Genomic DNA, 24,068 nt, shown 5'->3' on the forward strand with positions numbered 1-24,068 from the left:
CGCGACGGCCGCCCGTGCGGCTGCGGGCAGAACGGATGCCTCGAGCAGTATGCGTCCGGCCGCGCTCTGCAGCGCGAGGCCGACGACATCGCGGACACGCCCGGCCTCGGCGACGCCCTCGCCCAGGTGCGCGCCGAGAAGGGCAGCATCTCCGGTCCTGCCGTGTCTCGTCTCGTGCTGGCGGGCGACCCGGGCGCGCTGGAGGCGCTGCGCCGTGTGGCGACCGCACTCGGCGAGGCCTGCGGCGGCTTCCAGGCCGTGCTCGACCCGTCGCTGTTCGTCATCGGCGGCGGTGTCGCCGAGCTCGGCGAGGTGCTGCTCGAGCCCGTGCGCCTCGCGTACGAGACCGCGCTGCCCGGCTACGGCGACCGGCCCGTCGCGGAGTTCGCGATCGCCCGCCTCGGAAACGACGCGGGCATCATCGGAGCCGCTGACCTCGCGGGCGGCGAGTAGGGCAGACTCGAAGTCGAGAGGGGCGGCGGCTTGTTCTACTGGCTCATGAAGTACATCGTGATCGGACCGATCACGAAGGCCATCTGGCGCCCGTGGATCGTCGGGCGCCGCAATGTGCCGGCCGACGGCGCCGCGATCCTCGCGAGCAACCACCTGTCGTTCGTCGACTCGATCTTCCTGCCCCTCATGATCGATCGGCCCGTCTCCTTCCTCGCCAAGAGCGATTACTTCACGGGCAAGGGCCTCAAGGGCTGGGCCACCGGCATGTTCTTCAAGATGACCGGACAGATCCCCATCGACCGCTCCGGCGGCAAGGCATCCGAGGCATCCCTCAACACGGGCCTTCAGGTGCTGGGTCGCGGCGATCTGCTCGGCATCTACCCCGAAGGCACGCGCAGCCCCGACGGACGGCTCTACCGCGGGCGCACGGGCCTCGCACGCATGGCCCTCGAGGCGCACGTGCCGGTCGTGCCCGTCGTGATGGTCGACACCGACACCATGCTGCCGATCGGCACGCACTGGCCGCGCATCGTGCGGGTCGGCATCGTCATCGGCGAGCCGCTCGACTTCTCGCGGTTCGAGGGCATGGAGGGCGATCGCTACATCCTGCGCTCCGTGACGGACGAGATCATGGTCGCCCTGCAGCGCCTCGGCGAGCAGGAGTACGACGACGTGTACGCGTCCACCGTCAAGGACCGGCTCAAGGGCCCGCGGGCGCCGCGTAGCACGAAGCCGGTCGTCGCGGCAGCGCCGATAGACTGACCGGATGCTTCAGCAGCTCGACGCCCTGGACCACTGGCGCACCCTGCCCATCAAGCAGCAGCCGCAGTGGACCGACCGTGACGCGGTGGAGGCCGTCTCGGCCGAGATCGCGACCCTCCCGCCGCTCGTCTTCGCCGGCGAGGTCGACATCCTCCGCGAGCGCCTCGGACGCGCCGCCTCGGGGCAGGCCTTCCTGCTCCAGGGCGGCGACTGCGCCGAGACGTTCGCGGGTGCGACGGCGGAGCAGATCCGCAACCGCATCAAGACGGTGCTGCAGATGGCGGTCGTGCTGACCTATGGCGCCTCGATGCCCATCGTGAAGATGGGCCGCATGGCGGGCCAGTTCGCCAAGCCGCGCTCGAGCGACACCGAGACGCGCGGCGACGTGACGCTGCCCGCGTACCGGGGCGACATCGTCAACGGCTACGACTTCACCGAGGGCTCGCGGCAGGCCGACCCGCAGCGTCTGCTCAAGGGCTACCACACGGCCGCGTCGACGATCAATCTGATCCGCGCATTCACGCAGGGTGGCTTCGCCGACCTGCGCGAAGTGCACAGCTGGAACAAGGGCTTCGCGCAGAACCCCGCCAACCAGCAGTACGAGCGCCTCGCGATCGAGATCGACCGCGCCATCAAGTTCATGGAGGCGGCGGGCGCCGACTTCGACGAGCTGCGCCGCGTCGAGTTCTACACGGGCCACGAGGGCCTGCTCATGGACTACGAGCGGCCGATGACGCGCATCGACTCGCGCACGGGCACGCCGTACAACACGTCGGCGCACTTCCTGTGGATCGGCGAGCGCACGCGCGACCTCGACGGCGCGCACGTCGACTACTTCTCGAAGATCCGCAACCCGATCGGTGTGAAGCTCGGCCCCGCGACGTCTCCGGACACGGCGCTCGAGCTCATCGACAAGCTCGACCCCGAGCGCGAGCCCGGCCGCCTGACGTTCATCACGCGCATGGGCGCGGGCAAGATCCGCGACGCCCTGCCGCCGCTGCTGCAGGCCGTCAAGGACTCCGGGGCTGTGCCCCTGTGGGTCACCGACCCCATGCACGGCAACGGCATCACCACGCCGACGGGCTACAAGACGCGTCGCTTCGACGACGTCGTCGACGAGGTGCGCGGCTTCTTCGAGGCGCACCGCGCCGTCGGCACGTTCCCCGGCGGCATCCATGTCGAGCTCACGGGCGACGACGTGACGGAGTGCCTGGGCGGCTCGGAGCAGATCGACGAGCAGACGCTCGCGACGCGCTACGAGAGCCTGTGCGACCCGCGCCTGAACCACATGCAGTCCCTCGAGCTGGCCTTCCTCGTGGCCGAGGAGCTCGAGAAGCTCTGACCCGCCGCGCCGCACGACCGGCCGCGGGTTCGTCGAAACAGGGGATCTCCGTCGAGACCGAGGGCATCGCGCCCAGGTTCGGCAGGGATCCCCTGTTTCGGTGAGGGATGCCGCGGCCCGGCGCGGCGCGGGTCAGTCGGTCGCGCTGAGATCGAGCGAGACGGCCGAGCCCTTCACGCGCTGCGCGTTCGCCTCCGGGTCCTGCGCCACGACGCGGGCGATGACCGCGAACGGCTCCCACAGCGGGTTGTACTTCGCGGCGAAGCCGGCCTTGCTCAGGGCGTCCTTCGCCTCGGCGAGCGTCTTGCCGACGACGTTCGGCACGGGGAAGAGGGGAGGGCCGGACGACACCACGAGCGTGACGGCCTGACCCGGCTGCCAGCTTCCGCCGCCGTCCTTGTCGGCGATGCGGATGACCGAGCCGTCCTTGACCTTGTCGCTCGCCTCCTCGGTCTGCCCCGCGATCTGCAGTCCGACGGCGTTGAGGGCGGCGGTCGCGTCGCCGACGGACTTGCCGCCGACGTCGGGCACGGGCCCGACCGACACCGACAGCACGGCGGAGTCGCCCTCGTGCACGGTGCAGCCGCCGCCGCAGTCGAACGCCGCCTCGCCCGAGCGAGGAGTCACGGACGCGCCGATCGTCGTGTTGTCGGGCTGGTCGGTGAAGAACTTCTGGTCGTCGCCGACGGCGACCCGCGCGCCCTCGAGCGCCGCGCGGGCCTGCTCGGACGGCAGCCCGTTCAGCGCCGAGATGGCGTGGTCCTGGGGTCCCTTCGACACGAGCACCGCGACGGCCGACGCCTTGTCGACACGGGATCCCGCCCCGGGATCGGAGCCGACGGTCGTGCCGGCGGGGATGTCGAAGTCGAACACGTCCTGCTGCGTCGCGGACAGTCCCTGCTTCGTGAGCGTGGTCTGCGCCTGCTCGAACGTCATGTTCGCGACGTCGGGGACCATCACCTGCGATCCCGGCCCCGAGCCGAAGTACCAGCCGATGCCGGCCGCGATCAGCGCGAGCACCATGACGAGCGCGAGCAGCCAGCCGCCTCGGCGCGTGCGGCGCTTCGTCGCGGCACGCAGCTGTGCGGCGTTGTCGACGTCGTCGATCGCGGCCATCGGGCCCGTGATGGCGGCCGGCAGCACCTTGGTGAGCTCGGTCTGCGCGCCGCCCTCGTCGCGGATGACGCTCGTCGGCGCCGTGCGGGCGACCTGAGGCTGGATGCCGAGCTCGCGCTCGATCTCGCGCAGGCGGTCGAGCATCTCGCGGGCGTCGGCGGGACGCTCGTCGGGCGAGCGCTCGGTCGCCCACAGCACGAGCTCGTCGAGCTGTTCGGGCACGCCCGGATTCTTGACGCTCGGACGCGGCACGGAGTCGGTCGCGTGCTGGAAGGCGATCTGCATCGGCTGCTCGCCCTGGTACGGCTGCTCGCCGGCGAGCATCTCGTAGAGCATGATGCCGAGCGAGTAGATGTCGCTGCGCGCGTCGGCGGTGCCGCGCGTGACGAGCTCGGGGGCGAGGTACGCGATCGTTCCGAGCAGCTGCGAGCCCGTCGCGGTGTTGGCGGTCGTGGCGCGGGCGAGGCCGAAGTCGCCGATCTTGATGCGGCCGTCCTCGGCGAGCAGCACGTTCTCGGGCTTCACGTCGCGGTGCACGATGCCGGCTCGATGTGCGGCGGCCAGGCCCGAGAGCACGGCATCCATCACCGTGATGGTCTGCGCGAGCGTCAGCCGCTTCTGCTCGCGCAGCAGCTCGCGCAGCGTGATTCCCGGCAGGTACTCCATGACGAGGTATGCCATGTCGCCGTCCTGGCCCTGGTCGAAGACGTTCACGACGTGCGGGTCGGCGAGACGTGCGGCGGCTCGCGCCTCCTGGATGAACCGGCTCTGGAAGACGGTGTCGTCGCTCAGGTGGCTGTGCATCACCTTGAGCGCGATGCGGCGCTCGAGGCGCAGATCGGTCGCCACGTACACGGTCGCCATGCCGCCGCGCGCGATGCGCGCGCGCACCCGGTATCGGCCGTCGACCAGACGTCCGATCAGCGGGTCGGCCTGCTGACTCGTGCTCACGCTGGAATTCTACGGAGGGCTCGCTGTGAGCCCGGGGAGCGGCTCACCCGCCGCGGACGCCCGGGCGCGGCGTCATCCGTAGATCGCGAGCCACGTGCCGGCCGCGGTCTCCCACTGCGCGTACCGGTCGGGGTACGCCGAGATCTGCACCGCCTGCGCCGCCTGCGTGAACGTGAGGTCCCGCCAGCCCCGGATGTCGAGGAGCCCGCGCGTGACCGGGCCGTCGGCGCCGTCCACGCCCAGGTAGAACGCCCGCGTCGCGTACTCGGCATCCATCACTTGCGCCTCGGTGCCCCAGCCCGCACTGGGCCGCTGCTGGAACAGGCCGAGCGAGTCGCGATCGCCCCAGTCGAGGTTGCGCAGCCAGGACTCCTGCATCGCGGCGCCCAGCGCGATCGCGATGCCGCGGTCGGGCACGCCGAGCTCGCGCCCGATCCGGATGATGAGCTGCGCGTTGCCGATCTGCTCCGCGTCGAGCGTCGGCACGGGCGCCGCGGCCGGAGCCGTCGCCGCCGCGGGGACGATCGCGGCGACCGTGAGCTTCTGGCCGGGGTAGATGATGGACGACCAGCCGAGCCCGTTGAGCGCGAACAGCGTCTGCACCGTGAGGCCGTTGCGCTGGGCGATCGAGGTGAGCGTGTCGCCCTTGCGCACCTCGTAGGTTCCGGATGAGGCGACCGGGGCGGCCGGAGCAGGGGGAGCAGGGGGAGTGGATGCCGCGCCCCCGCTCGCTCCGGGGATGACGACCTTCTGGCCGGGGTAGATGATCGACGACCAGCCGAGCCCGTTGGCGGAGAACAGCGCCTGCACGGTCAGCCCGTTTCGCGCGGCGATCGAGCTGAGGGTGTCGCCGTTCTGCACGGTGTACGTGCCCGATCCCGCGGCCGGCGCCGCGGGGGCCGCCGCAGCAGGCACCGTGCCCGTGAGCCGGAGCACCTGCCCCGGCTTGATGATCGAGCTCGATGTGAGGCCGTTGACCGCGAGCACGTCGGCGGTGCGCAATCCGTACCGCATCGCGATGCCGAAGACGGTGTCACCCTGCTGCACCGTGCAGGTGTCGGGCACCGCGACGGTCGCAGGACGTGGGGCGGCGGTGACGGCGCGCAGCATCCCGATCCCGACGCGCGATGCCGGCGTGAGCCGCGTCTCGCGACTCGGCTCGGCGGCGTTCGCCGCGGCGGGAGCTGCGAGCAGGAGAGCGATGGATCCGGCTACCGCCGGGACTGCGACGGCTTTCGCGGTCGAAACAGGGATGCCGAGATGTCGCACGAGTTTCCCCCCTCTGTGACCCCCACACCGTGTCACGGAAGTGAAACAGTGTCAACAGTTGGGAATTCTGTGATCTGTGTTGCTCGTGTGACAGAAGTCGCCGATGCGAGGCCGCGTCAGGATGAGGACGCGCGACCGCGGCGGGGAATGAGATAGTGAATTCGTGACCGCTGACAGCGCGCCGCGCTTCGAGACCGACTGGCTGACCCTTCCCGACCTCGTGGAGGTGCTCGGCGAACCCCTGGGTCGCGTCCGACGCCTGTTCGACGAGCAGCAGCTCATCGGCTCCCGCCGGGACGGCGCCCTCAAGGTGCCCGCTGCCTTCATCGTCGACGGCCGCCCGCTCGCATCGCTGCGCGGCACGGTGTTCGTGCTGCACGACGCCGGCTTCAGCGACGACGAGGCGATCGAGTGGCTGCTGACCGAGGAGGACTCGATCGGCACGGCGCCCATCGAGGCGCTCCTCGCCGGGCGCAAGAGCGAAGTGCGCCGCGTCGCCCAGGCCCTCGGCTGACCCGACCCGCCGGCCGAAAGGTCAGGTCGTGCGCACCGTCGCGGCCCGCGCGAGGTCGCGCAGCTCGCCGACGGCCGCGTCGCCGAGGCGGGCGCCGGACAGCGCCTCCTCGGCCTCGCGCGAATAGTCGGCGATGAGCGCCTCGACGCGCTCGAGCGCGCCCGTGGAGACGATCGTGCGCTGCAGCGACGCGATCTGCGCGTCATCGAGCGACGGATCGCCCACGAGCCGGTCTACGGTCTGGCGCTCGGAGAGGTCGAGACGCTCCCGCGCGTACGCGATGAGCACCGTGCGCTTCCCCTCGCGGAGGTCGTCGCCCGAGGGCTTGCCCGTCTGCGCCTCGTCGCCGAACACGCCCAGCACATCGTCGCGGAGTTGGAAGGCCATGCCGAGCGGATGCCCGAACGCGGCCAGCGCCGAAAGCTGCGCGGCATCCGCTCCCGCCAGGGCCGCGCCGATCACGAGCGGCTGCTGGATGCTGTAACGCGCCGACTTGAAAGAGGCCACCCGCAGGGCGCGGGCAGCATGCCGCTCGTCGGGCTCGGTGAGGAACGCCGACTCCTCGGCGATGTCGAGGAACTGCCCGATCGTGACGTCGCGGCGCATCGTCGCGTACTCGCCGCGCGCAGCGGAGGCATGCGCGGGGGATGCCGCGGCGAGGCCTTCTTCGAGCAGGTCGTCGCTCCACGCGACGAGCAGGTCGCCGAGGAGGATCGCCCCCGATCGACCGAAGGCGCCCGCGTCGCCGACCCAGCCCGCCGCCCCGTGCGCGGTCTCGAGCGCGCGGTGCGCCGAGGGGCGGCCACGACGGGTGTCGGAGTTGTCGATGACGTCGTCGTGCACGAGCGCCGCGACGTGGAAGACCTCGAGCGCGGCGGCCGCCGAGATGACGTCGTCGGAGAGCTCGGCGAGGCGTCCCTCCGCCTCTGCGACGGCCCGGAATCCGGCGACGCAGAACCGACCGCGCAGGCGCTTCCCGCCGCTCAGCGCGGTGGCTGCGGCGTCGACCAGGAGGGCCGCTTCGGGGCCCAGATCGACCGTCGTGCGCCGCACATCCAAGAGGAACGTGTCGAGTCGCTGAGAAATCGCCGCGACCGGGTCCGAAGGGGGTGACACGGGCCTAGCCTAGTGATCGACGGCACGCGTACAATCGACGCGACTAGGACAGCAAGGGGGATGCATGCCTCTCTCCGAACAGGAGCAGCGTCTGCTCGACGAGATGGAACGCCATCTCATGCGCAACGACGCAGACGTCGTGAGCGCGCCTCGAGACGGTCGCACGCTCAGCTACCGCAACATCGTCTATGGCACTGTCCTCGTCCTTCTCGGCCTCGGCGGTCTCATCATCGGCGTCTCGACCGATCTCATCGTCGTCGGCGTCCTCGGCTTCGTCGTCATGCTCGGCGGCGTCGTGCTCGCCGTCACCCCGACGCGCGGCCCGGGACGCGTCACCGCTGCCGATCCCGACAAGGCCGCCAAGCCCAAATCATCCACCTCGTTCATGGACCGCATGAACGATCGCTGGGACAGGCGGCACGAGGAGCGCTGACCGCTCGCTGACCCCAGCCTTCTGAGCACCGACCTTCGGGTCGGTGCTTTTTTTTGCGCCTGCACACGGGAGCTCGAAGCGCCCGACGACTCCCAGGGAGCCCACAGCTTCGTTCGTGGTGCGCACGGGTGACAAAGTGGAGGGCAGTGGAGTAACGTGGGGCGCACAACCCGTCGGGGGCCGGACGAAGGGGGTGACGCGCCAATGCTTTTGGGCACGCACACTCCGAAGCTGGATGAGAAGGGGCGCGTGATCCTTCCCTCGAAGTTCCGCGACGAGTTGGGCGGCGGCGTCGTCGTCACACGCGGACAGGAGCGCTGCCTGTACGTGTTCAGCACCGAGGAGTTCGAGCGCGTCTACGAGCGCATCCGTGAGGCCCCCCTCACGAACAAGCAGGCTCGCGACTTCCAGCGCATGTTCCTGTCGGGCGCGAGCGCCGAGACGCCCGACGGGCAGAACCGCGTGACGATCCCGCCGCACCTGCGCACGTACGCGGGTCTCGAGCGCGACCTCGTCGTGACGGGCGTGGGCGCGCACGCCGAGATCTGGAACGCGGACGCGTGGAACGCGTACGCGGAGAGCAACGAAGACGGCTACTCGGAGATGGAGCAGGAGGTGATCCCGGGATTGTTCTGAGCCCTCGACCGTGACTCCCAGCCGCTCACACCCTGGCGCACTTCCCCGGTGCCAGGTCGGAGCGGATGGGGATCAGGGCCGAGGGACCACACCCCGCACAGCCCCGCCATCATCATGAACCTTCGCGACATCCACACTCCTGTCCTCCTCGAGCGCTGCGTCGAGCTGCTGGCGCCCGCCCTCCAGCGCGACGGCGCCGTGCTCGTCGACGCGACGCTCGGCATGGGCGGCCACTCCGAGGCCTTCCTCGAGCGGTTCCCCGGCATCCGCCTCATCGGGCTCGACCGCGACCAGGACGCCCTGCGCATCGCGTGGGAGCGGCTCGCGCCGTTCGGAGACCGCGTGACGCTCGTCCACACCGTGTACGACGGCATCGCCGACGCCGTCTCCTCCACTGGCCTCCACTCGGCCGACGGCATCCTGTTCGACCTCGGCGTCTCGTCGCTGCAGCTCGACGAGGCCGATCGCGGCTTCGCCTACGCGCAGGACGCGCCGCTCGACATGCGCATGGACCAGTCGATCGGCACGACGGCCGCCGACGTGCTCGCAACCTACAGCGAGGGCCAGCTGCGCCGGATCTTCGAGCGCTATGGCGAGGAGAAGCTCTCCGGCCGATACGCGCGGGCGATCATCGAAGCGCGCGGGCAGGCGCCCATCCTGCGTTCAGGCCGGCTCGTGGAGATCCTCCAGGCGGCGACTCCGCACGCGGTCAAGGGCGCCGGCCACCCGGCCAAGCGGGTGTTCCAGGCGCTGCGCATCGAGGTCAACAGCGAGCTGTCGGTGCTCGAGCGCGCCATCCCGGCCGCCCTCGGCATCCTGCCCGTCGGCGGTCGCATCGTCGTGATGTCGTACCAGTCGCTGGAGGACCGGCTCGTCAAGCGCGAGCTCGCGGACGCCTCCGCCTCGACCGCGCCGGCAGGCCTGCCGGTCGAGCTGCCCGAGCACGCACCGCGATTCCGGCTGCTCGTCAAGGGCGCCGAGCTCGCCTCGCCGGAAGAGATCGCGCGCAACCCCCGCGCGACCCCCGTGCGGCTGCGCGCCGCCGAGCGGATCAGGGAGGCGGCATGAGCCTCGCAGCACAGAGCACTCTCGCGCCGGCACGGCGGGAGGGGCCTGCGCGGAGGCTGCGGGCGCTCGATGTCCCGGCGCGCCGCCGCCGGCCGAAACTCCTCTACGCGATCGTCGCCGTCGCGGGCGCCGTCGCGATCGGGGCGGCGCAGATGTCGCTGTCGATCCTCACGACGCAGACCTCCTATCAGCTCGCTCAGCTCAGCTCGCAGCAGCGCGAGCTCAATTGGAAGAAGCAGATCCTCTACGACGACGTCGCGGGCCTCAGCTCGCCGCAGTACCTCGCGGCCAACGCGTCGGCGCTCGGCATGGTGATCAACGAGTCGCCGAGCTACCTGCGACTGAGCGACGGCGCGATCCTCGGCACGAGCCAGGTCGCGCTCGGCGCATCGTCGGTCGACGCGCTGGGCCGGGCGGCGGTCGGCAACGCGCTCATCACGGACACGCCGCTCGTGACGGATCCGGATGCCACGATCCAGGGAGCGCCGCAAGAGGCACCGGATGCCACGACCCCGGCCGACGGCGACGGCGTCGTCCCGCCGGCATCGAACACACCGCCACCCCTCACCGACGGACTGCCGACACCGAGCACACACTGAGACCATGACCACGAGAAGCACACGCAGCCCGCGCCGCCGGACCGTGGTCGCACTCGCCGTCGTGCTCGCGATCCTCGCGGGCTTCATCGTGCGGCTCGTCGACATCCAGGTGGTGAGCGCCCGCGAGCACATCGACGACTCGCTCGTCACGGCGCTCGGCGGCTCGCGGCCGCTGTACGGCACGCGCGGATCGATCGTCGACGAGTCGGGGCAGACCCTGGCCGGCAGCATCCTGCTCTACGACGCGCAGCTCGACCCGTCGAACGTCGGCGCCGTCGAGCGGACGAAGGCCGACGGCACGAAGGACGAGGTGCCCTGGACCGAGGTCGCCGCCGAGATCGGCGCGATCACGGGCCAGTCGGCCGAGGAGATCGAGAAGGTCGTCGACGACGCCCGCGCCGCGAACCCCGACTCGCAGTACGCGCCGCTCAAGCGCGGCCTCACGACCGAGCAGTACCGCAGCCTCGCCGCCCTCGGCATCCCGTTCCTTTACTTCGACCCGCACCCCGCCCGCACGTATCCGGACGGCGCCGTCGCGGGCAACCTGGTCGGCTACATGGGACTCGACGGCGAGGCGCTCGGCGGGCTCGAGCAGAGCGAGAACGACTGTCTCACGGCGACGAACGGCTCGATGTCGTACGAGAAGGGCAAGGACGGGGTCATCATCCCGGGCACCGAGCAGCAGAAGGCGGCCGTCAACGGCGGCACGCTGCAGCTCACGATCGACCGCGACCTGCAGTGGTACCTGCAGCAGCTCATCGCGGAGCAGGTGCAGGACATGGGCGCCCAGACAGGCACGATCACGGTCGTCGAGGCCAAGACGGGCAAGATCCGCGCCGCGGCGGAGTTCCCGTCGGTCGACCCCAACAACGTCGAGGCCTCCGACCCCGACGACCGGGGGAGCCGCATCTTCACCAACTGGTTCGAGCCGGGGTCGACCTTCAAGCCCCTGACGGCGGCGACCCTCATCGACACCGGCGCGGCGACTCCGTCGTCCACCGTCGTCGCCTCCGGCAAAGAGACGTTCCCCAACGGCGCGAGGGTCGGCGACTCGTTCCAGCACCCCGCGTACACCTATACGCTCGCGGGCGTGCTCATCGACTCGTCGAACGTCGGCATCTCGAAGTTCGCCGAGAAGGCGCCGGCGCAGACCCGCTACGACTACCTCAAGAAGTTCGGCATCTCGGGGGGCAGCGAGATCGCCTTCAACGGCCAGATCGCAGGCTCCCTGCGCACGCCCGACAAGTGGGACAACCAGAGCTTCTACAACATCGCGTTCGGGCAGGGCGTTGCGACGACGATCCCCGAGCTCATGGGCGCCTACCAGGCGATCGCGAACGACGGACTCAAGATCCCGCTGTCGCTCGTCGAGTCGTGCACGAAGGACGACGGCACGGTCGTGAAGACCCAGCAGGCGCAGGCGACGCAGGTCGTCAAGCCCTCGACCGCCGTCGCGGTGCAGCAGATGATGGAGAACGTGTCGCTGCAGAGCACGCTGGCGCCCCAGATCGCCGTCCCGGGCTACAACGTCGCGGACAAGACCGGCACGGGCGAGATCGAAGACGGCCACGGCGGGTACAAGAGCGGCGTGTACTTCACGACGATGATCGGATTCGCCCCCGCGGAGGACCCGCAGTACATCGTCGCGGTCACGCTCGACGAGCCCACTCGGATAAAGTCGTCGGGTGCCAACGCCTCCGCGTGGCAGAAGGCGATGACGCAGGTGCTGAAGACGTACCGCGTCATGCCCTCCACCGAGGCCCCGACGCTGCTTCCGAAATTCGGATGACCAGCGCCCCACCCGGCACTCACAACATGATCGACCTCACACTCACACAGCTTGCCCGCGCCGTCTTCGGCGAACTCCGGCTCGCCGCAGGCGACACCCCCGAGACCGTCGTCGGAGGTCTCGTCGACACCGACTCGCGCCTCATGGGTCCCGGCGGCGTCTTCGTCGCCAAGCCCGGCGAGACCACCGACGGACACCTGTTCGTCGACGCGGCCGTCGCGAACGGCGCCGCCGTCGCGATCGTGGAGCGTCCCGTGGACGCATCGGTGTCGCAGATCGTCGTGCCCGACGTCGTGGCGGCCCTCGCCGACCTGGCCAGGGAGGTCGTGGCACGCGTGCGCGCGGACGGCGACCTGCGCATCGTCGGAATCACCGGGTCCAACGGCAAGACGACGACCAAGAACCTCCTCGCCCGCATCCTCGAGGGCGAAGGCGAGACCGTCGCCCCGAAGGCATCGTTCAACAACGAGGTCGGGGCGCCCCTCACGATGCTGCGCGTCACCCCGACGACTCAGTTCCTCGTCAGCGAGTTCGGAGCGAGCGGACCGGGCGAGATCGCCCGCCTCGCGGGGCTCGTAGGCCCCGACGTCGGCGTCGTGCTCATGGTCGGCATGGCGCACGCGGGCGGCTTCGGCGGCATCGAGTCGACCCTCTTCGAGAAGTCGCAGCTCATCCGAGCCGTGCGACCGGGCGGGCTCGCGGTGCTCAACGCCGACGACGCGCGCGTGGCCACGATGGCCGCGATCGCCGCCGAGCAGGACGCCTCGGTGCGCTGGTTCGGCCGAGGTCCCCGCGCCGCCGACGTGCGCGCCGACGACGTCGAGGTGACGGCATCCGGAACACGCTCGATCATCACCGCCGACGGCGTGAGCGCTCCGCTCCACCTGCGCGTGCTGGGCGAGCACCATGTCATGAACGCCCTCGCCGCGATCGCCGCCGCGACGGCGCTCGGCGTGCCGCTGCAGGCCTGCATCGATCGACTGGAGCAGGTCGAGCTCGCCGAGCGGTGGCGCATGCAGCCCCTCGGCTCCGACCGTGTGCGCATCATCAACGACGCCTACAACGCGAGCCCCGACTCGATGTCGGCGGCGCTGCGCACGCTCGCGCAGATCGTGCAGCCGGGGGAGCGCACCGTCGCCGTCCTCGGCGCCATGAGCGAGCTCGGCGAGTACTCGGAGGAGGAGCACGACCGCGTCGGACTGCTCGCCGTCCGGCTCGGCATCCAGCGGATCGTCGTCGTGGGCCCCGAAGCCCGGCGGATGTTCCTCGAGGCGATCGCGCAGGGCTCGTGGGACGGCGAGGCCGTCTTCTTCGCGACGCAGGACGAGGCCTACGAGTACCTGCTCACCGAGCTCCGCGACGGCGACCGTGTGCTCGTGAAGTCGTCGAACTCCGCGGGTCTCCGGCACCTCGGCGATCGTCTGGGAGAATCGTTCTCGTGAGATCCCTCCTGACTGCAGCGGCGATCTCGCTGGCCTTCACGCTCTTCCTGACGCCCGTCTTCCTCCGGCTGTTCCGGCGGTGGGGCTGGGGCCAGATCATCCGCACGCCCGAGGACGGCAACATCCCACCGCACGAGGCGAAGCGCGGAACGCCCACGATGGGCGGCGTCATCTTCATCGCCGGCACGCTCATCGGCTACTTCATCGGCACGTACGCGGGCAACTTCCCGCCGACCATCTCGGGCCTGCTGGTCCTGTGGATGATGGTCGGGTTCGGCGTCGTCGGATTCATCGACGACTACATGAAGGTGCATCGCCAGCGGAGCCTCGGCCTGACGGGCTGGCGCAAGATCCTCGGCCAGGTCATCGTGATCGTGCCGTGGGCGATCGTGTCGCTGAGCTTCCCGACCGCGGCCGGCCAGACGCCCGCCTCGCCCTACGTCTCGTTCTTCCGCGACATCCCGGTGCTCTCCTTCATGGCCCTGGGCGTGATCGTCGGCTGGATCCTGTACATCATCTGGGTCACCTTCATCGGCGTCGCGTGGTCCAACAGCACGAACGTGACCGACGGCCTCGACGGTCTCGCGGCCGGCTCGGGCATCTTCACGGTCGCCGCCATGAGCCTCATCACGTTCTGGCAGTTCCAGCAGCGCTGCACCGCGGTCGACCTCGTGCCGAGCTTCCAGACCGCCTGCTACGGCACGCGCGATCCGCTCGACCTCACGATCGTCTCGGCGGCGTTCGTCGGCGCTCTCGTCGGGTTCCTGTGGTGGAACGCGCCCAAGGCGCAGATCTTCATGGGCGACGTCGGCTCGATGGCGATCGGCGGCGTCATCGCCGCGATGTCGATCCTCTCGCGCACCGAGATCCTCGCAGTCATCGTGGCGGGCGTCTTCATCATCGGCCCCGGCTCGGTCATCCTGCAGCGGTGGTACTTCAAGCTCACGAAGGGGAAGCGCCTCTTCCTCATGAGTCCCTTCCACCATCACCTCGAGATGCGCGGCTGGGCCGAGACGACGATCGTCGTGCGCATGTGGATCATCGCGGGGATGCTGGCGGTCACGGGCGTCGGAGCCTTCTACGTCGAGTGGCTCGCACGCACATGACCTCTCGCCTTGATTCCCTCACCAGCCGGCACACTGTGCTGATCGAAGGGACTGCTGCCGCATGACCTCTCGCCTTGATTCCCTGACCAGCTGGCGGGCGGATTGGCGGGGTCTCCGCGTCGCGGTGCTCGGCCTCTCGGTGACGGGCTTCTCCGTCGCCGACACGCTCGCCGAGCTCGGCGCCGACGTGCTCGTCGTGACCGAGAAGGCCGATGAGGAGTACGAGCGGCTTATCCCCGTCATCGGCGCCCGACTGTGGACGGGCTCGCTCGCGACGGTGCCCGCCGAGCTCGCCTCGTTCGACCCCGAGGTCGTCGTCGCGTCGCCCGGGTTCGCGCCGGAGCATCCCGTCATCGCGTGGGCGCGGGTGTCCGGTGTCGCCCTGTGGGGTGACGTCGAGCTCGCGTGGCGCGTGCGCGACAAGGTCGTGCGCGACGACGGGCGCCCGGCCGACTGGATCCTCATCACGGGCACGAACGGCAAGACGACCACGACGCGTCTGACCGCGACGATGCTCGTCGAGGGCGGCCTGCGCGCCGCGCCGGTCGGCAACATCGGTACGCCCGTGCTCGACGCCGTCCGCGATCCCGCCGGCTTCGACGCGCTCGTCGTCGAGCTCTCGAGCCACCAGCTCTGGTACCTCGGGCTGCAGTCCGGCCCCGACCCCGTCTCGCCGCACGCCGCGGTGTGCCTCAACCTCGCCGACGACCACCTCGAGTGGCACGGCTCGTCCGAGGCGTACCGCGAGGCGAAGGCGCATGTGTACGACAACACGCGGGTCGCGTGCGTCTACAACAAGGCCGACGAGGCGACCAGGCACATGGTGGAGGACGCCGACGTGGTCGAGGGCGCCCGCGCGATCGGGTTCGACCTCGGCGTGCCCGGTCCGAGCGACGTCGGCGTCGTCGAGGGCATCCTCGTCGACCGTGCCTTCCTCGAAGACCGCCGCACGAGCGCGCTCGAGCTCACGACGGTCGACGAGCTCGCAGGTCTCGGCCTCTCCGCGCCGCACGTGGTCGCGAACATCCTCGCCGCGAGCGCCCTGGCCCGCTCGCTCGACGTGCGTCCCGCCGCGATCCGACAGGCGCTGCGGGGCTTCCGTCTCGATCCGCACCGGATCGAGGTCGTCGCCGTCGCAGCCGGCGTCACGTGGGTCGACGACTCGAAGGCGACGAATCCGCACGCCGCAGCATCCTCCCTCGCGGCCTTCCCCGGCGCCGTGTGGGTCGTCGGGGGCCTCCTCAAGGGCGTCGACATCTCCGACCTCGTGGCCGTACGCGGCATCCGCTCGAAGGCCGCGATCGTCATCGGAGCGGAGCGGGATGCCGTCGTCGAGGCGTTCGCGCGACACGCGCCCGACGTCCCCGTGTTCGAGGTGGACGCCGATGAGACTGAAGAGGTCATGGCGCAGGTCGTCGAACTGGCGGCCGGGATCGCGCGCGACGGGGACGTGGTGCTCCTCGCTCCCGCCGCAGCATCCTTCGACCAGTTCTCGTCCTACGCCGACAGGGGCCGTCGGTACGCCGCGGCCGTGCGGGAGATGATCGCGAGGGGGGCCGATGGCGAGCACGACGACGCCGACCCGGCCGCCGGCGATACACCCTGACCCCGCACCCGCCAAGCGGGGCCTGTCCGCCCGTGTGAACCTCGGCAAGGTCTTCGCGCCCCTGCCGAGCGAGTTCCTCCTCATCACCTCGACGGCGCTCCTGCTGACGGGCTTCGGGCTCGTCATGATCCTGTCGGCGACGTCGGCGACCGCGACGGCCGCGGGACTGCCTCCCTACGAGGCGGTCCTCAAGCAGGGGATGTTCGCCCTGCTCGGCATCCCGCTCATGTTCATCGCGAGCCGCCTGCCGATCGAGTTCTGGAAGCGCGCCGCGTGGCCCGCCCTCATCCTCGCGATCCTGTTCCAGATGCTCGTGTTCACGCCCCTCGGCGTGACCGCGAACGGAAACCGCAACTGGATCGTCATCGCCGGCATCCAGGCCCAGCCGGCCGAGTTCCTCAAGCTCACGATCGCGCTGTGGATCGGCTACGTGCTCTTCCGCAAGCGCACGCTGCTCGGCTCGTGGGTGCACGTGTTCATCCCGCTCGTCCCCGTGACGGTGCTCGTGCTCGCGGCCGTCATGGCGGGCGACGACATGGGCACGGCGATGGTCATCGCACTGGCGGCCCTGGGCGCGCTCTTCTTCTCGGGCGTGAAGCTGCGGATCTTCATCCTGCCCGCGATCCTCGGTGCGATCGGGGCGGCCGTGTTCGCGGCGATCAGCCCCAACCGCGTCGCGCGCATCATGAGCTTCCTCGACCCCAATTGCCTCGCCGACTACTTCGACTCGTGCTACCAGCCGCTGCACGGCATCTGGGGCCTGGCCGGCGGCGGGATCTTCGGGCTCGGCCTGGGCAACTCGAAGGAGAAGTACTCGTGGCTGCCCGCGGCGGCCAACGACTACATCTTCGCGATCGTCGGCGAAGAGCTCGGCCTCATCGGCTGCATCGTCGTGCTGGGCCTGTTCGCCCTCTTCGCGGTCGGCGCGTTCCACGTCATCCGCAAGACCGACGACCCCTTCGTGCGCATCGTCTCCGGCGCCATCACGGTCTGGATCGTCGGCCAGGCGCTCATCAACATCGGCGTCGTGCTGCGCGTGTTCCCTGTGCTCGGCGTGCCGCTGCCGTTCATGTCGCAGGGCGGCACGTCGCTGCTGTCGGTGCTCCTCGCATGCGGCATCCTGCTCTCCTTCGCGCGGTCGCTGCCGACCCGCGGCCGCACGCGCCCGGTTCGGGCAGCCCGCGCGCCGCGTGCGAAGATTCCAGGGTGACTCAAGCCCCGACGAGACGCACGTACCTCCTCGCCGGAGGCGGGACCGCCGGCCACGTCAATCCGCTCCTCGCGGTCGCCGACGGCCTGCGCGAGCGCGACGCCGACGCCGACGTGCTCGTGCTCGGCACACGGGAGGGCCTCGAGGCGCGCCTCGTGCCGCTGCGCGGCTACGAGCTGCTGTTCGTCGACAAGGTGCCGTTCCCGCGTCGCCCGAACGGCGCCGCCGCGGCCTTCCCCCAGCGGTTCTCGCGCGCCGTGTCGCAGGTCCGCGAGCACATCCGCAGCCACGGCGTCGAGGTCGTCGTGGGCTTCGGCGGCTACGCGTCGGCGCCCGCGTACGTCGCGGCGCGCCGGGAGCGCGTGCCGTTCGTCGTGCATGAGGCGAACGCGCGTCCGGGGCTCGCGAACATCCTCGGCGCGCGGAGCGCCGCAGGGGTCGGCGTCGCCTTCGAGGGCACGCCGCTCAAGCGCAGCCGGGTGGTCGGGATGCCGCTGCGCCGCGAGATCGTGACGCTCGACCGTGCCGCACTCCGGTCCGAGGCCGCCGCGCACTTCGGGCTCGATCCCGAGCGGCCCACGCTCCTCGTCTTCGGCGGATCCCTCGGCGCCAAGCGCCTCAACGACGCGTTCGGCGAAGCGTGGCGCGACGTGCTCGGCGCAGGGTGGCAGCTGCTCCACGTGACGGGGTCGAACTCGGACCTGCCCGATCCCGGTGTCGCCGGCTGCGCCGTCGTGCGCTACGTCGACCGCATGGACCTGGCCTTCGCCCTCGCCGACCTCATCGTGTCGCGCTCGGGCGCGGCGACCGTGAGCGAGATCAGCGCGCTCGGCATCCCCGCCGTGTACGTGCCCTACGCCGTCGGCAACGGCGAGCAGGCGCTCAACGCCGGCTCCGCCGTGCGTGCGGGCGGCGCGGTCCTCATCGCGGACGCCGACTTCACCGCCGATCGCGTACGCGCCGAGGTGCTGCCGCTGCTGCGCGACGACGAGCGGCGCGCCCGCATGGCTTCGGCCGCGGCATCCGTCGGCACGCGCACCGGCACCGAGAACGTCATCGCGATGCTCGACGAGGCGCTCGCCCGCTGACGGCATCCATTTCGGACGATTCCACGAAGATCGGGCGTGTCTTGCCGGCGCGTCCGAATCCGGTGCAATGGTCCGACGGAGCGACCGGCGCGCGGGCGGCCTGCACCGACCCTCGGCGGGCCAACCTAGACTTGTCGGGTCATGATCAGACCCGACTTGAGCCTTCCGATTCCCGAGAACATCGACGCGGCGCACTTCATCGGCATCGGCGGTTCGGGGATGTCGGGCCTGGCCCGCATGTTCCTCGAGCGCGGGATCCGCGTGTCGGGCTCCGACCGCGCCGACAGCCAGGCGCTCCGCGAGCTCGCCGACCTCGGCGCGACGGTGTACGTCGGACATGACGCGGCGAACCTCGCCGACGACGTCGACACCGTCGTGCACACCGGCGCGATCTGGCCCGAGAACCCCGAGTTCGTGCTCGCGAAGGAGCGCGGGCTGCACGTCATCCACCGCTCGCAGGCGCTGTACTGGCTCATCGGCGGCCGGCGCCTGGTCTCCGTCGCGGGGGCCCACGGCAAGACGACCTCGACCGGCATGATCGTCACAGCGCTGCGCGACCTTGGTGTCGCCCCGACGTTCGTCAACGGCGGCGTCATCGCCCAGCTCGGCGTCTCGAGCGGCACGGGCGACGACGACCTCTTCGTCATCGAGGCCGACGAGTCCGACGGCACGTTCCTGCTCTACGACACCTCGATCGCGCTCATCACGAACGTCGATCCCGACCACCTCGACCACTGGGGGACGCGCGACGCCTTCTACGCCGCGTTCGCCCGGTTCGCGAACGAGGCGCGCGAAGCCGTCGTGATCTCGTCCGACGACGCCGGTGCGCGGCGCGTCGCCACGGAGCTCACGCACCCGAACATCGTCACGTTCGGCGAGGCGGCCGACGCGACGGTGCGCCTGACCGACATCGTGACGGACGGCCCCGTGTCGTTCCGCCTCACCCACGACGGTGACACCGTCGAGGCTCAGCTCCCGGTGCCCGGAGCGCACAACGCGATCAACGCCGCCGGCGCGGTCGCCGTGCTGCTCACGCTGGGCCACGAGCTCGAGCCGGCCGTCCGCGCCGTCGAGGGCTTCGCCGGCACGGTCCGGCGCTTCGAGCTGCACGGCGTGCAGCGCGGAGTGAGCGTCTTCGACGACTACGCCCACCACCCGACCGAGGTCGCCGCCGCGCTGAGCGCCGCGCGCACGGTCGTCGGCGACGGTCGCATCATCGCGATCCAGCAGCCGCACACGTACTCGCGCACGCAGGAGATGTATCGCGAGTTCGCCGAGGTGCTCGAGCGGTACGCCGACCACACGGTGATGCTCGACGTCTACGGCGCGCGCGAAGACCCCGTGCCGGGCGTCACGGGCGAACTCGTCAGCGGTGCGTTCGGCGACGCGAGCCACGTCGCCTACGTGCCGGACTGGCAGGCCGCCGCCGACTACACGGCAACCGTCGCGCGCGACGGCGACTACGTCATCACGCTGGGCTGCGGCGACGTCTACCGGATCATTCCGCAGGTGCTCGAGGCGCTCTCGCGCACGACGCCGGGGGAGTAGCCTCCATGCGCCGGCCGACCCCGATCCCACAGGCGCCGCGCCCCGCCGCCGAGAAGCCGGCTGCCAGGAAGAGGGATGCCGTCGAGTCGGCGCCCGTCGAGCAGGCACCCGCCGAGACGGCACCGACCCAGAAGCGCGGCGAGGCCTACGAGGCATCGCCGGGCGTCACGATCTCGCCGGCCGAGCGCGACGAGGTGCTGGCTCCCGTCATCCCGATGACGGCGCCCACCCCGCTCCCCGGAGCGGCACGCCCGGATGCCGCGCCGGCACCCCTGCCCGATATGACGCAGGGCGAGCGCGTGCCGACCGCCGAGGAGGATCAGCCTGTCCGGCTGCGCGACGTCTGGCGGGCGGCGCGAGCGCGCCGCAGGGCGCTGCGCGCCGAGGTGCGGCGCTTCACGGTGCGCCAGCGCCGTCGGCGGATGATCTGGATCGGGGCCGCGGCATCCGTCCTCCTCCTCGTGCTCACGACGCTCGCCGCCGCCTACAGCCCGCTGTTCGGCGTCGAGCGCATCACGGTCGTCGGCACGTCGCTCCTCGACGCAGGCGCCGTGGAGCAGGCGCTGTCGGAGCAGCTCGGCACGCCGCTGCCGCTCGTCGACGAGAGCGCCGTCAAGGCCGACCTCATCGCCTTCCCGCTCGTGCAGAGCTATTCCCTCGAGGCACGGCCGCCGCACGAGCTCGTCGTGCGGATCGTCGAGCGCCTGCCGATCGGCCTCATGAAGACGCGAGCCGGATACACCCTCGTCGACGCAGCGGGCGTCGCGCTCTCGACGACCGAGACACCCGCGGCGGGCACGCCGCTCCTGACGATCACCGGCGGAACGTCGTCGGATGCGTTCGAGGCCGTCGGGCAGGTCATGCGCACGCTGCCCGCCTCGATCCGCGATCAGGTGACGGCGGTGTCGGCGTCGACGCCCGACGACGTGACGCTGACCCTCGGCGACACGAACACGCAGGTGATCTGGGGGAGCGCCGACCAGTCCGCGCTCAAGGCTCTCGTGCTCGAGACGACCATGAAGTCCCGGCCGCCGGCCGACGTGAGCGTGTACGACGTCTCGTCTCCGGCAGCCATCGTCGTGCGCTGACACGAATCCGCGCCGCGATGTCGCGACACGCCCACGCGCGTGCGCGCCCCGTGGATGCACCCGCCTACCTTCGAACTCAGGAATTGCATACCGGGCAATTCTTTATACCTCAACTTGAGGTTGAAGGTTCGGGGAACACGGAGGCCGGCATGAGCCAGAACCAGAACTACCTCGCCGTGATCAAGGTCGTCGGCGTCGGCGGCGGCGGCGTCAACGCGGTCAACCGCATGATCGAACTCGGTCTGCGCGGCGTGGAGTTCATCGCGATCAACACCGACGCGCAGGCGCTGCTCATGAGCGACGCCGACGTCAAGCTCGACGTCGGGCGCGAGCTCACGCGCGGACTCGGCGCCGGCGCCGACCCGGAAGTGGGTCGTCGTGCGGCGGAGGACCACGCGGAGGAGATCGAAGAGGCCCTGCGCGGCGCCGACATGGTCTTCGTCACCGCTGGGGAGGGCGGCGGCACGGGCACCGGGGGCGCACCCGTCGTGGCCAAGATCGCGAAGTCGATCGGCGCTCTCACGATCGGTGTCGTGACCAAGCCCTTCTCGTTCGAGGGCCGTCGCCGGCAGAGTCAGGCCGAGGCCGGCGTCGCCAAGCTCAAGGAAGAGGTCGACACCCTCATCGTCGTGCCGAACGATCGACTCCTGGAGATCAGCGATCGCGGCATCTCGATGATCGAGGCCTTCGCGACGGCCGACCAGGTGCTGCTGGCCGGTGTCCAGGGCATCACGGACCTCATCACGACCCCCGGTCTCATCAACCTCGACTTCGCCGACGTCAAGTCGGTCATGCAGGGTGCAGGCTCGGCCCTCATGGGCATCGGCTCGGCACGTGGAGCCGACCGCGCCATCAAGGCGGCCGAGCTGGCAGTCGAATCGCCGCTGCTCGAGGCGTCGATCGAAGGCGCGCACGGCGTGCTCCTGTCGATCCAGGGCGGGTCGAACCTCGGCATCTTCGAGATCAACGATGCGGCCCAGCTCGTCAAGGAGGCCGCGCACCCCGAGGCCAACATCATCTTCGGAACCGTCATCGACGACACCCTCGGCGACGAGGTGCGCGTCACGGTGATCGCGGCGGGCTTCGACGGCGGCGAGCCGCAGGCGCGCATCGAGCCCATCGTGGCGGCCCGCGTCGCGCCCGCGACCCCTGCGCTGCCGAGCACTCCCGCCGACGAGGTCGCCAAGGACTTCGAGCGGGAGCCCGTGTCGGTGAGCGTGTCGGCCGACACGACCTACGACTCGGCGTTCGGCGACGACGACCTCGACATCCCCGATTTCCTGAAGTAGTCCTTCGGCGTCGCTCAGGAACCGGGGTGAACTCTGATATAGCCGACCGGCTCGCGGAGGTCGACGCCCGGATCGCGGACGCCGCACATACGGCGGGCCGCGATCCGAGCGCGCTGACGCGCATCGTCGTGACGAAGTTCCACCCCGCGTCGCTCGTCGACGAGCTGTACGGGCTGGGCGTACGCGACGTCGGCGAGAACCGGCAGCAGGAGCTCACCGAGAAGGAGCGCGAGCTCGGGCCCCGCGAGGGCCTGCGCTGGCACTTCATCGGGCAGGCGCAGACCAACAAGGCGCGCGCGATCCGGGCCGCGGCATCCGTCGTGCACTCGGTCGACCGGGCGCGCCTCGCCGACGCGCTCGACACGGCAGGCGAGGGGATGCCTCTCCTCGACGTGCTGCTGCAGGTCAACCTCACCCACGATCCGGGGCGCGGCGGCGTCGCGCCCGGCGATCTCGAACAGCTCGCCGAGCACACCGCAGCGCGCGCCACGCTGCGCGTGCGCGGGGTCATGGGCGTCGCCCCGCTCGACGAGCCCCCTGCGCCCGCGTTCGCGCGGCTCGCGGAGTGCAGCGCCCGCGTACGCACCGTCATCCCCGATGCCGACTGGATCTCGGCGGGCATGACGGGAGATTTCCCCGAGGCGATCGCGGCGGGTGCGACACACCTGCGGATCGGCTCCGCAATCACTGGACCCAGGCCGGAGCGCCGTTAGCCTCGAATGGACGAGGACACGGCGAGCACACACGGAGGATGCGATGTCGAACCCGCTCAAGAAGACGATGGTCTACCTCGGACTCGCCGATGAGGAAGAGGTCTACGAGGAGCCCGCGCCTCAGCCGACTAATCGAAAGGCGGTCCAGCCGGTGGAGAAGCCCGCTGCCCCCATCACTCCTCTGCATCGACCCGCCGTCGTGCGTCAGCCGGCGCCGTCCGCGATCAGCGAGATCCTCACGGTGCATCCCAAGCAGTACCGCGACGCGCAGGTCATCGCCGAGAACTTCCGTGACGGCATCCCCGTCATCATCAACCTCTCGCAGATGAGCGACGCCGACGCGCGGCGCCTGATCGACTTCGCCAGCGGGCTCTCGCTCGGCCTGTACGGCCGCATCGAGCGGGTCACGAGCAAGGTGTTCCTGCTCTCGCCCGAGAGCGTCAACGTTTCCGGCGACGGGGCGGTCGCGCAGGCCGATCCCGAGTCGGTCCCTTTCGCTCCGTAGACTCGAGTCGTGGATGTCATCCGCGTCATCGCCGCAGTCCTCAACACCCTGCTGCTGATCTACGTCCTCATCCTGCTCATCCGGCTCGTCCTCGACTGGATCCCCTTCTTCAACCGCGAGTGGCGCCCGAAGGGGGCGGGACTCGTCGTGGCCGAGGTCGTGTACACCGTGACCGATCCGCCGCTCAAGCTCTTCCGGCGCTTCATCCCTCCGCTGCGCGTCGGTCAGGTCGCACTCGACTTCGGCTTCGCCCTCACGATGCTCCTGTGCTTCGTGCTGCTTTCGATCACCCGTTCGATCGCGGGCTGACTCAGCGCGTCGGAACACCCGCAATCCGCGTCGTACGGCGACACGCGTCCTGCACCCTCCCAAGTGCGGCGACTATGCTTTGCTGGGACGGTCCGCCCGCCCCGGGGCGGAACCGC

At 70.5% G+C, this 24,068-nt stretch carries 23 protein-coding genes; 20 read left to right on the forward strand and 3 right to left on the reverse strand.

All coding sequences use genetic code 11. From position 1 onward, the window contains the following. The 3 genes from ACH3VR_RS18315 to ACH3VR_RS18325 all read left to right on the forward strand — a co-directional run. The coding region (locus ACH3VR_RS18315; protein WP_397557760.1) for an ROK family protein at nt 1-453 on the forward strand (453 nt) is incomplete at its 5' end. A 30-nt stretch (nt 454-483) separates the two neighbouring features. Beyond that, complete coding sequence (locus tag ACH3VR_RS18320) at nt 484-1,215, forward strand: lysophospholipid acyltransferase family protein (RefSeq protein WP_397557761.1); 732 nt, start codon at nt 484-486, stop codon at nt 1,213-1,215. A gap of 4 nt (nt 1,216-1,219) precedes the next feature. After that, nucleotides 1,220-2,557 (forward strand): class II 3-deoxy-7-phosphoheptulonate synthase, encoded by a 1,338-nt coding sequence (locus tag ACH3VR_RS18325; RefSeq protein WP_397557762.1) that lies wholly within the window; start codon nt 1,220-1,222, stop codon nt 2,555-2,557. A gap of 132 nt (nt 2,558-2,689) precedes the next feature. On the opposite strand, the gene pknB is transcribed toward ACH3VR_RS18325, so the two are convergent. Both pknB and ACH3VR_RS18335 read right to left on the reverse strand, forming a co-directional pair. Continuing rightward, nucleotides 2,690-4,624: a Stk1 family PASTA domain-containing Ser/Thr kinase gene (pknB, locus tag ACH3VR_RS18330; protein ID WP_397557763.1), complete on the reverse strand. Its 1,935-nt coding sequence runs from the start codon at nt 4,622-4,624 to the stop codon at nt 2,690-2,692. Nucleotides 4,625-4,696: 72 nt separating this feature from the next. Continuing rightward, on the reverse strand, nt 4,697-5,893 hold the full coding sequence (locus ACH3VR_RS18335; RefSeq protein ID WP_397557764.1) for a LysM peptidoglycan-binding domain-containing protein: 1,197 nt from the start codon (nt 5,891-5,893) through the stop codon (nt 4,697-4,699). A 163-nt stretch (nt 5,894-6,056) separates the two neighbouring features. On the opposite strand from ACH3VR_RS18335, the gene ACH3VR_RS18340 reads away from it, so the two are divergent. Next, nucleotides 6,057-6,407 carry an Rv2175c family DNA-binding protein gene (locus tag ACH3VR_RS18340; protein ID WP_397557765.1) on the forward strand — a complete coding sequence of 117 codons (351 nt, stop codon included), beginning with the start codon at nt 6,057-6,059 and terminating at the stop codon, nt 6,405-6,407. A 21-nt stretch (nt 6,408-6,428) separates the two neighbouring features. Here ACH3VR_RS18340 and ACH3VR_RS18345 read toward each other — a convergent pair whose 3' ends face one another. Continuing rightward, complete coding sequence (locus ACH3VR_RS18345) at nt 6,429-7,523, reverse strand: polyprenyl synthetase family protein (RefSeq protein WP_397557766.1); 1,095 nt, start codon at nt 7,521-7,523, stop codon at nt 6,429-6,431. Nucleotides 7,524-7,587: 64 nt separating this feature from the next. Between ACH3VR_RS18345 and ACH3VR_RS18350 the strand changes: the two genes are divergently transcribed. The 16 genes from ACH3VR_RS18350 (at nt 7,588) to ACH3VR_RS18425 (ending at nt 23,952) form a co-directional block, all read left to right on the forward strand. Further along, a complete protein-coding gene (locus ACH3VR_RS18350) occupies nt 7,588-7,956 on the forward strand; it encodes a DUF3040 domain-containing protein (RefSeq protein ID WP_397557767.1) in 369 nt (122 codons plus the stop codon). Nucleotides 7,957-8,160: 204 nt separating this feature from the next. Further along, the gene (mraZ, locus tag ACH3VR_RS18355) at nt 8,161-8,592 is read left to right on the forward strand and encodes a division/cell wall cluster transcriptional repressor MraZ (RefSeq protein ID WP_397557768.1); all 432 of its coding nucleotides are present in this window, start codon (nt 8,161-8,163) and stop codon (nt 8,590-8,592) included. 114 nt (nt 8,593-8,706) lie between these two features. Beyond that, complete coding sequence (rsmH, locus tag ACH3VR_RS18360; RefSeq protein WP_397557769.1) at nt 8,707-9,660, forward strand: 16S rRNA (cytosine(1402)-N(4))-methyltransferase RsmH; 954 nt, start codon at nt 8,707-8,709, stop codon at nt 9,658-9,660. Continuing rightward, entirely contained in the window at nt 9,657-10,259 is a 603-nt protein-coding gene (locus tag ACH3VR_RS18365; protein WP_397557770.1) for a hypothetical protein, read from the forward strand. Before rsmH ends, ACH3VR_RS18365 begins: the two co-directional genes overlap by 4 nt. 4 nt (nt 10,260-10,263) lie before the next feature. Next, complete coding sequence (locus tag ACH3VR_RS18370) at nt 10,264-12,048, forward strand: peptidoglycan D,D-transpeptidase FtsI family protein (protein ID WP_397557771.1); 1,785 nt, start codon at nt 10,264-10,266, stop codon at nt 12,046-12,048. Between the two features lie 26 nt (nt 12,049-12,074). After that, the gene (locus ACH3VR_RS18375; RefSeq protein WP_397557907.1) at nt 12,075-13,490 is read left to right on the forward strand and encodes a UDP-N-acetylmuramoyl-tripeptide--D-alanyl-D-alanine ligase; all 1,416 of its coding nucleotides are present in this window, start codon (nt 12,075-12,077) and stop codon (nt 13,488-13,490) included. Continuing rightward, nucleotides 13,487-14,596, forward strand: coding sequence for a phospho-N-acetylmuramoyl-pentapeptide-transferase (mraY, locus tag ACH3VR_RS18380; RefSeq protein WP_397557772.1), 1,110 nt, complete (start codon nt 13,487-13,489; stop codon nt 14,594-14,596). The genes ACH3VR_RS18375 and mraY overlap by 4 nt, the downstream gene beginning before the upstream one ends. 61 nt (nt 14,597-14,657) lie before the next feature. Then, entirely contained in the window at nt 14,658-16,202 is a 1,545-nt protein-coding gene (gene murD, locus ACH3VR_RS18385; RefSeq protein ID WP_397557773.1) for a UDP-N-acetylmuramoyl-L-alanine--D-glutamate ligase, read from the forward strand. Beyond that, the gene (ftsW, locus tag ACH3VR_RS18390; RefSeq protein WP_397557774.1) at nt 16,156-17,412 is read left to right on the forward strand and encodes a putative lipid II flippase FtsW; all 1,257 of its coding nucleotides are present in this window, start codon (nt 16,156-16,158) and stop codon (nt 17,410-17,412) included. The genes murD and ftsW overlap by 47 nt, the downstream gene beginning before the upstream one ends. Then, entirely contained in the window at nt 17,409-18,500 is a 1,092-nt protein-coding gene (locus ACH3VR_RS18395; protein ID WP_397557775.1) for a UDP-N-acetylglucosamine--N-acetylmuramyl-(pentapeptide) pyrophosphoryl-undecaprenol N-acetylglucosamine transferase, read from the forward strand. The genes ftsW and ACH3VR_RS18395 overlap by 4 nt, the downstream gene beginning before the upstream one ends. Nucleotides 18,501-18,641: 141 nt before the next feature. Continuing rightward, complete coding sequence (gene murC, locus ACH3VR_RS18400; protein WP_397557776.1) at nt 18,642-20,048, forward strand: UDP-N-acetylmuramate--L-alanine ligase; 1,407 nt, start codon at nt 18,642-18,644, stop codon at nt 20,046-20,048. Between the two features lie 5 nt (nt 20,049-20,053). Then, nucleotides 20,054-21,136: an FtsQ-type POTRA domain-containing protein gene (locus tag ACH3VR_RS18405; RefSeq protein ID WP_397557777.1), complete on the forward strand. Its 1,083-nt coding sequence runs from the start codon at nt 20,054-20,056 to the stop codon at nt 21,134-21,136. Nucleotides 21,137-21,285: 149 nt separating this feature from the next. After that, complete coding sequence (gene ftsZ, locus ACH3VR_RS18410; protein WP_397557778.1) at nt 21,286-22,425, forward strand: cell division protein FtsZ; 1,140 nt, start codon at nt 21,286-21,288, stop codon at nt 22,423-22,425. A gap of 26 nt (nt 22,426-22,451) precedes the next feature. Continuing rightward, nucleotides 22,452-23,138, forward strand: a complete 687-nt coding sequence (locus ACH3VR_RS18415) for a YggS family pyridoxal phosphate-dependent enzyme (protein ID WP_397557779.1) — start codon at nt 22,452-22,454, stop codon at nt 23,136-23,138. 43 nt (nt 23,139-23,181) lie between these two features. Further along, complete coding sequence (locus ACH3VR_RS18420; RefSeq protein ID WP_397557780.1) at nt 23,182-23,643, forward strand: cell division protein SepF; 462 nt, start codon at nt 23,182-23,184, stop codon at nt 23,641-23,643. 9 nt (nt 23,644-23,652) lie between these two features. Continuing rightward, complete coding sequence (locus ACH3VR_RS18425) at nt 23,653-23,952, forward strand: YggT family protein (RefSeq protein WP_397557781.1); 300 nt, start codon at nt 23,653-23,655, stop codon at nt 23,950-23,952. Nucleotides 23,953-24,068: the final 116 nt, after the last annotated feature.

The sequence above is a fragment of the Microbacterium alkaliflavum genome (assembly GCF_044325405.1).
GTDB classification, from domain to species: domain Bacteria; phylum Actinomycetota; class Actinomycetes; order Actinomycetales; family Microbacteriaceae; genus Microbacterium; species Microbacterium alkaliflavum.

Excerpts from the sequence above, each read along its gene's own strand:
- ACH3VR_RS18365 (WP_397557770.1), top strand. The coding sequence starts at position 9,657 with ATGAGCCTCGCAGCACAGAGCACTCTCGCGCCGGCACGGCGGGAGGGG.
- mraZ (WP_397557768.1), top strand. The coding sequence starts at position 8,161 with ATGCTTTTGGGCACGCACACTCCGAAGCTGGATGAGAAGGGGCGCGTG.
- ACH3VR_RS18370 (WP_397557771.1), top strand. The coding sequence starts at position 10,264 with ATGACCACGAGAAGCACACGCAGCCCGCGCCGCCGGACCGTGGTCGCA.
- ACH3VR_RS18350 (WP_397557767.1), top strand. The coding sequence starts at position 7,588 with ATGCCTCTCTCCGAACAGGAGCAGCGTCTGCTCGACGAGATGGAACGC.
- rsmH (WP_397557769.1), top strand. The coding sequence starts at position 8,707 with ATGAACCTTCGCGACATCCACACTCCTGTCCTCCTCGAGCGCTGCGTC.
- ACH3VR_RS18375 (WP_397557907.1), top strand. The coding sequence starts at position 12,075 with ATGATCGACCTCACACTCACACAGCTTGCCCGCGCCGTCTTCGGCGAA.
- ftsZ (WP_397557778.1), top strand. The coding sequence starts at position 21,286 with ATGAGCCAGAACCAGAACTACCTCGCCGTGATCAAGGTCGTCGGCGTC.
- murD (WP_397557773.1), top strand. The coding sequence starts at position 14,658 with ATGACCTCTCGCCTTGATTCCCTGACCAGCTGGCGGGCGGATTGGCGG.
- ACH3VR_RS18325 (WP_397557762.1), top strand. The coding sequence starts at position 1,220 with ATGCTTCAGCAGCTCGACGCCCTGGACCACTGGCGCACCCTGCCCATC.
- ftsW (WP_397557774.1), top strand. The coding sequence starts at position 16,156 with ATGGCGAGCACGACGACGCCGACCCGGCCGCCGGCGATACACCCTGAC.
- ACH3VR_RS18405 (WP_397557777.1), top strand. The coding sequence starts at position 20,054 with ATGCGCCGGCCGACCCCGATCCCACAGGCGCCGCGCCCCGCCGCCGAG.
- murC (WP_397557776.1), top strand. The coding sequence starts at position 18,642 with ATGATCAGACCCGACTTGAGCCTTCCGATTCCCGAGAACATCGACGCG.
- ACH3VR_RS18420 (WP_397557780.1), top strand. The coding sequence starts at position 23,182 with ATGTCGAACCCGCTCAAGAAGACGATGGTCTACCTCGGACTCGCCGAT.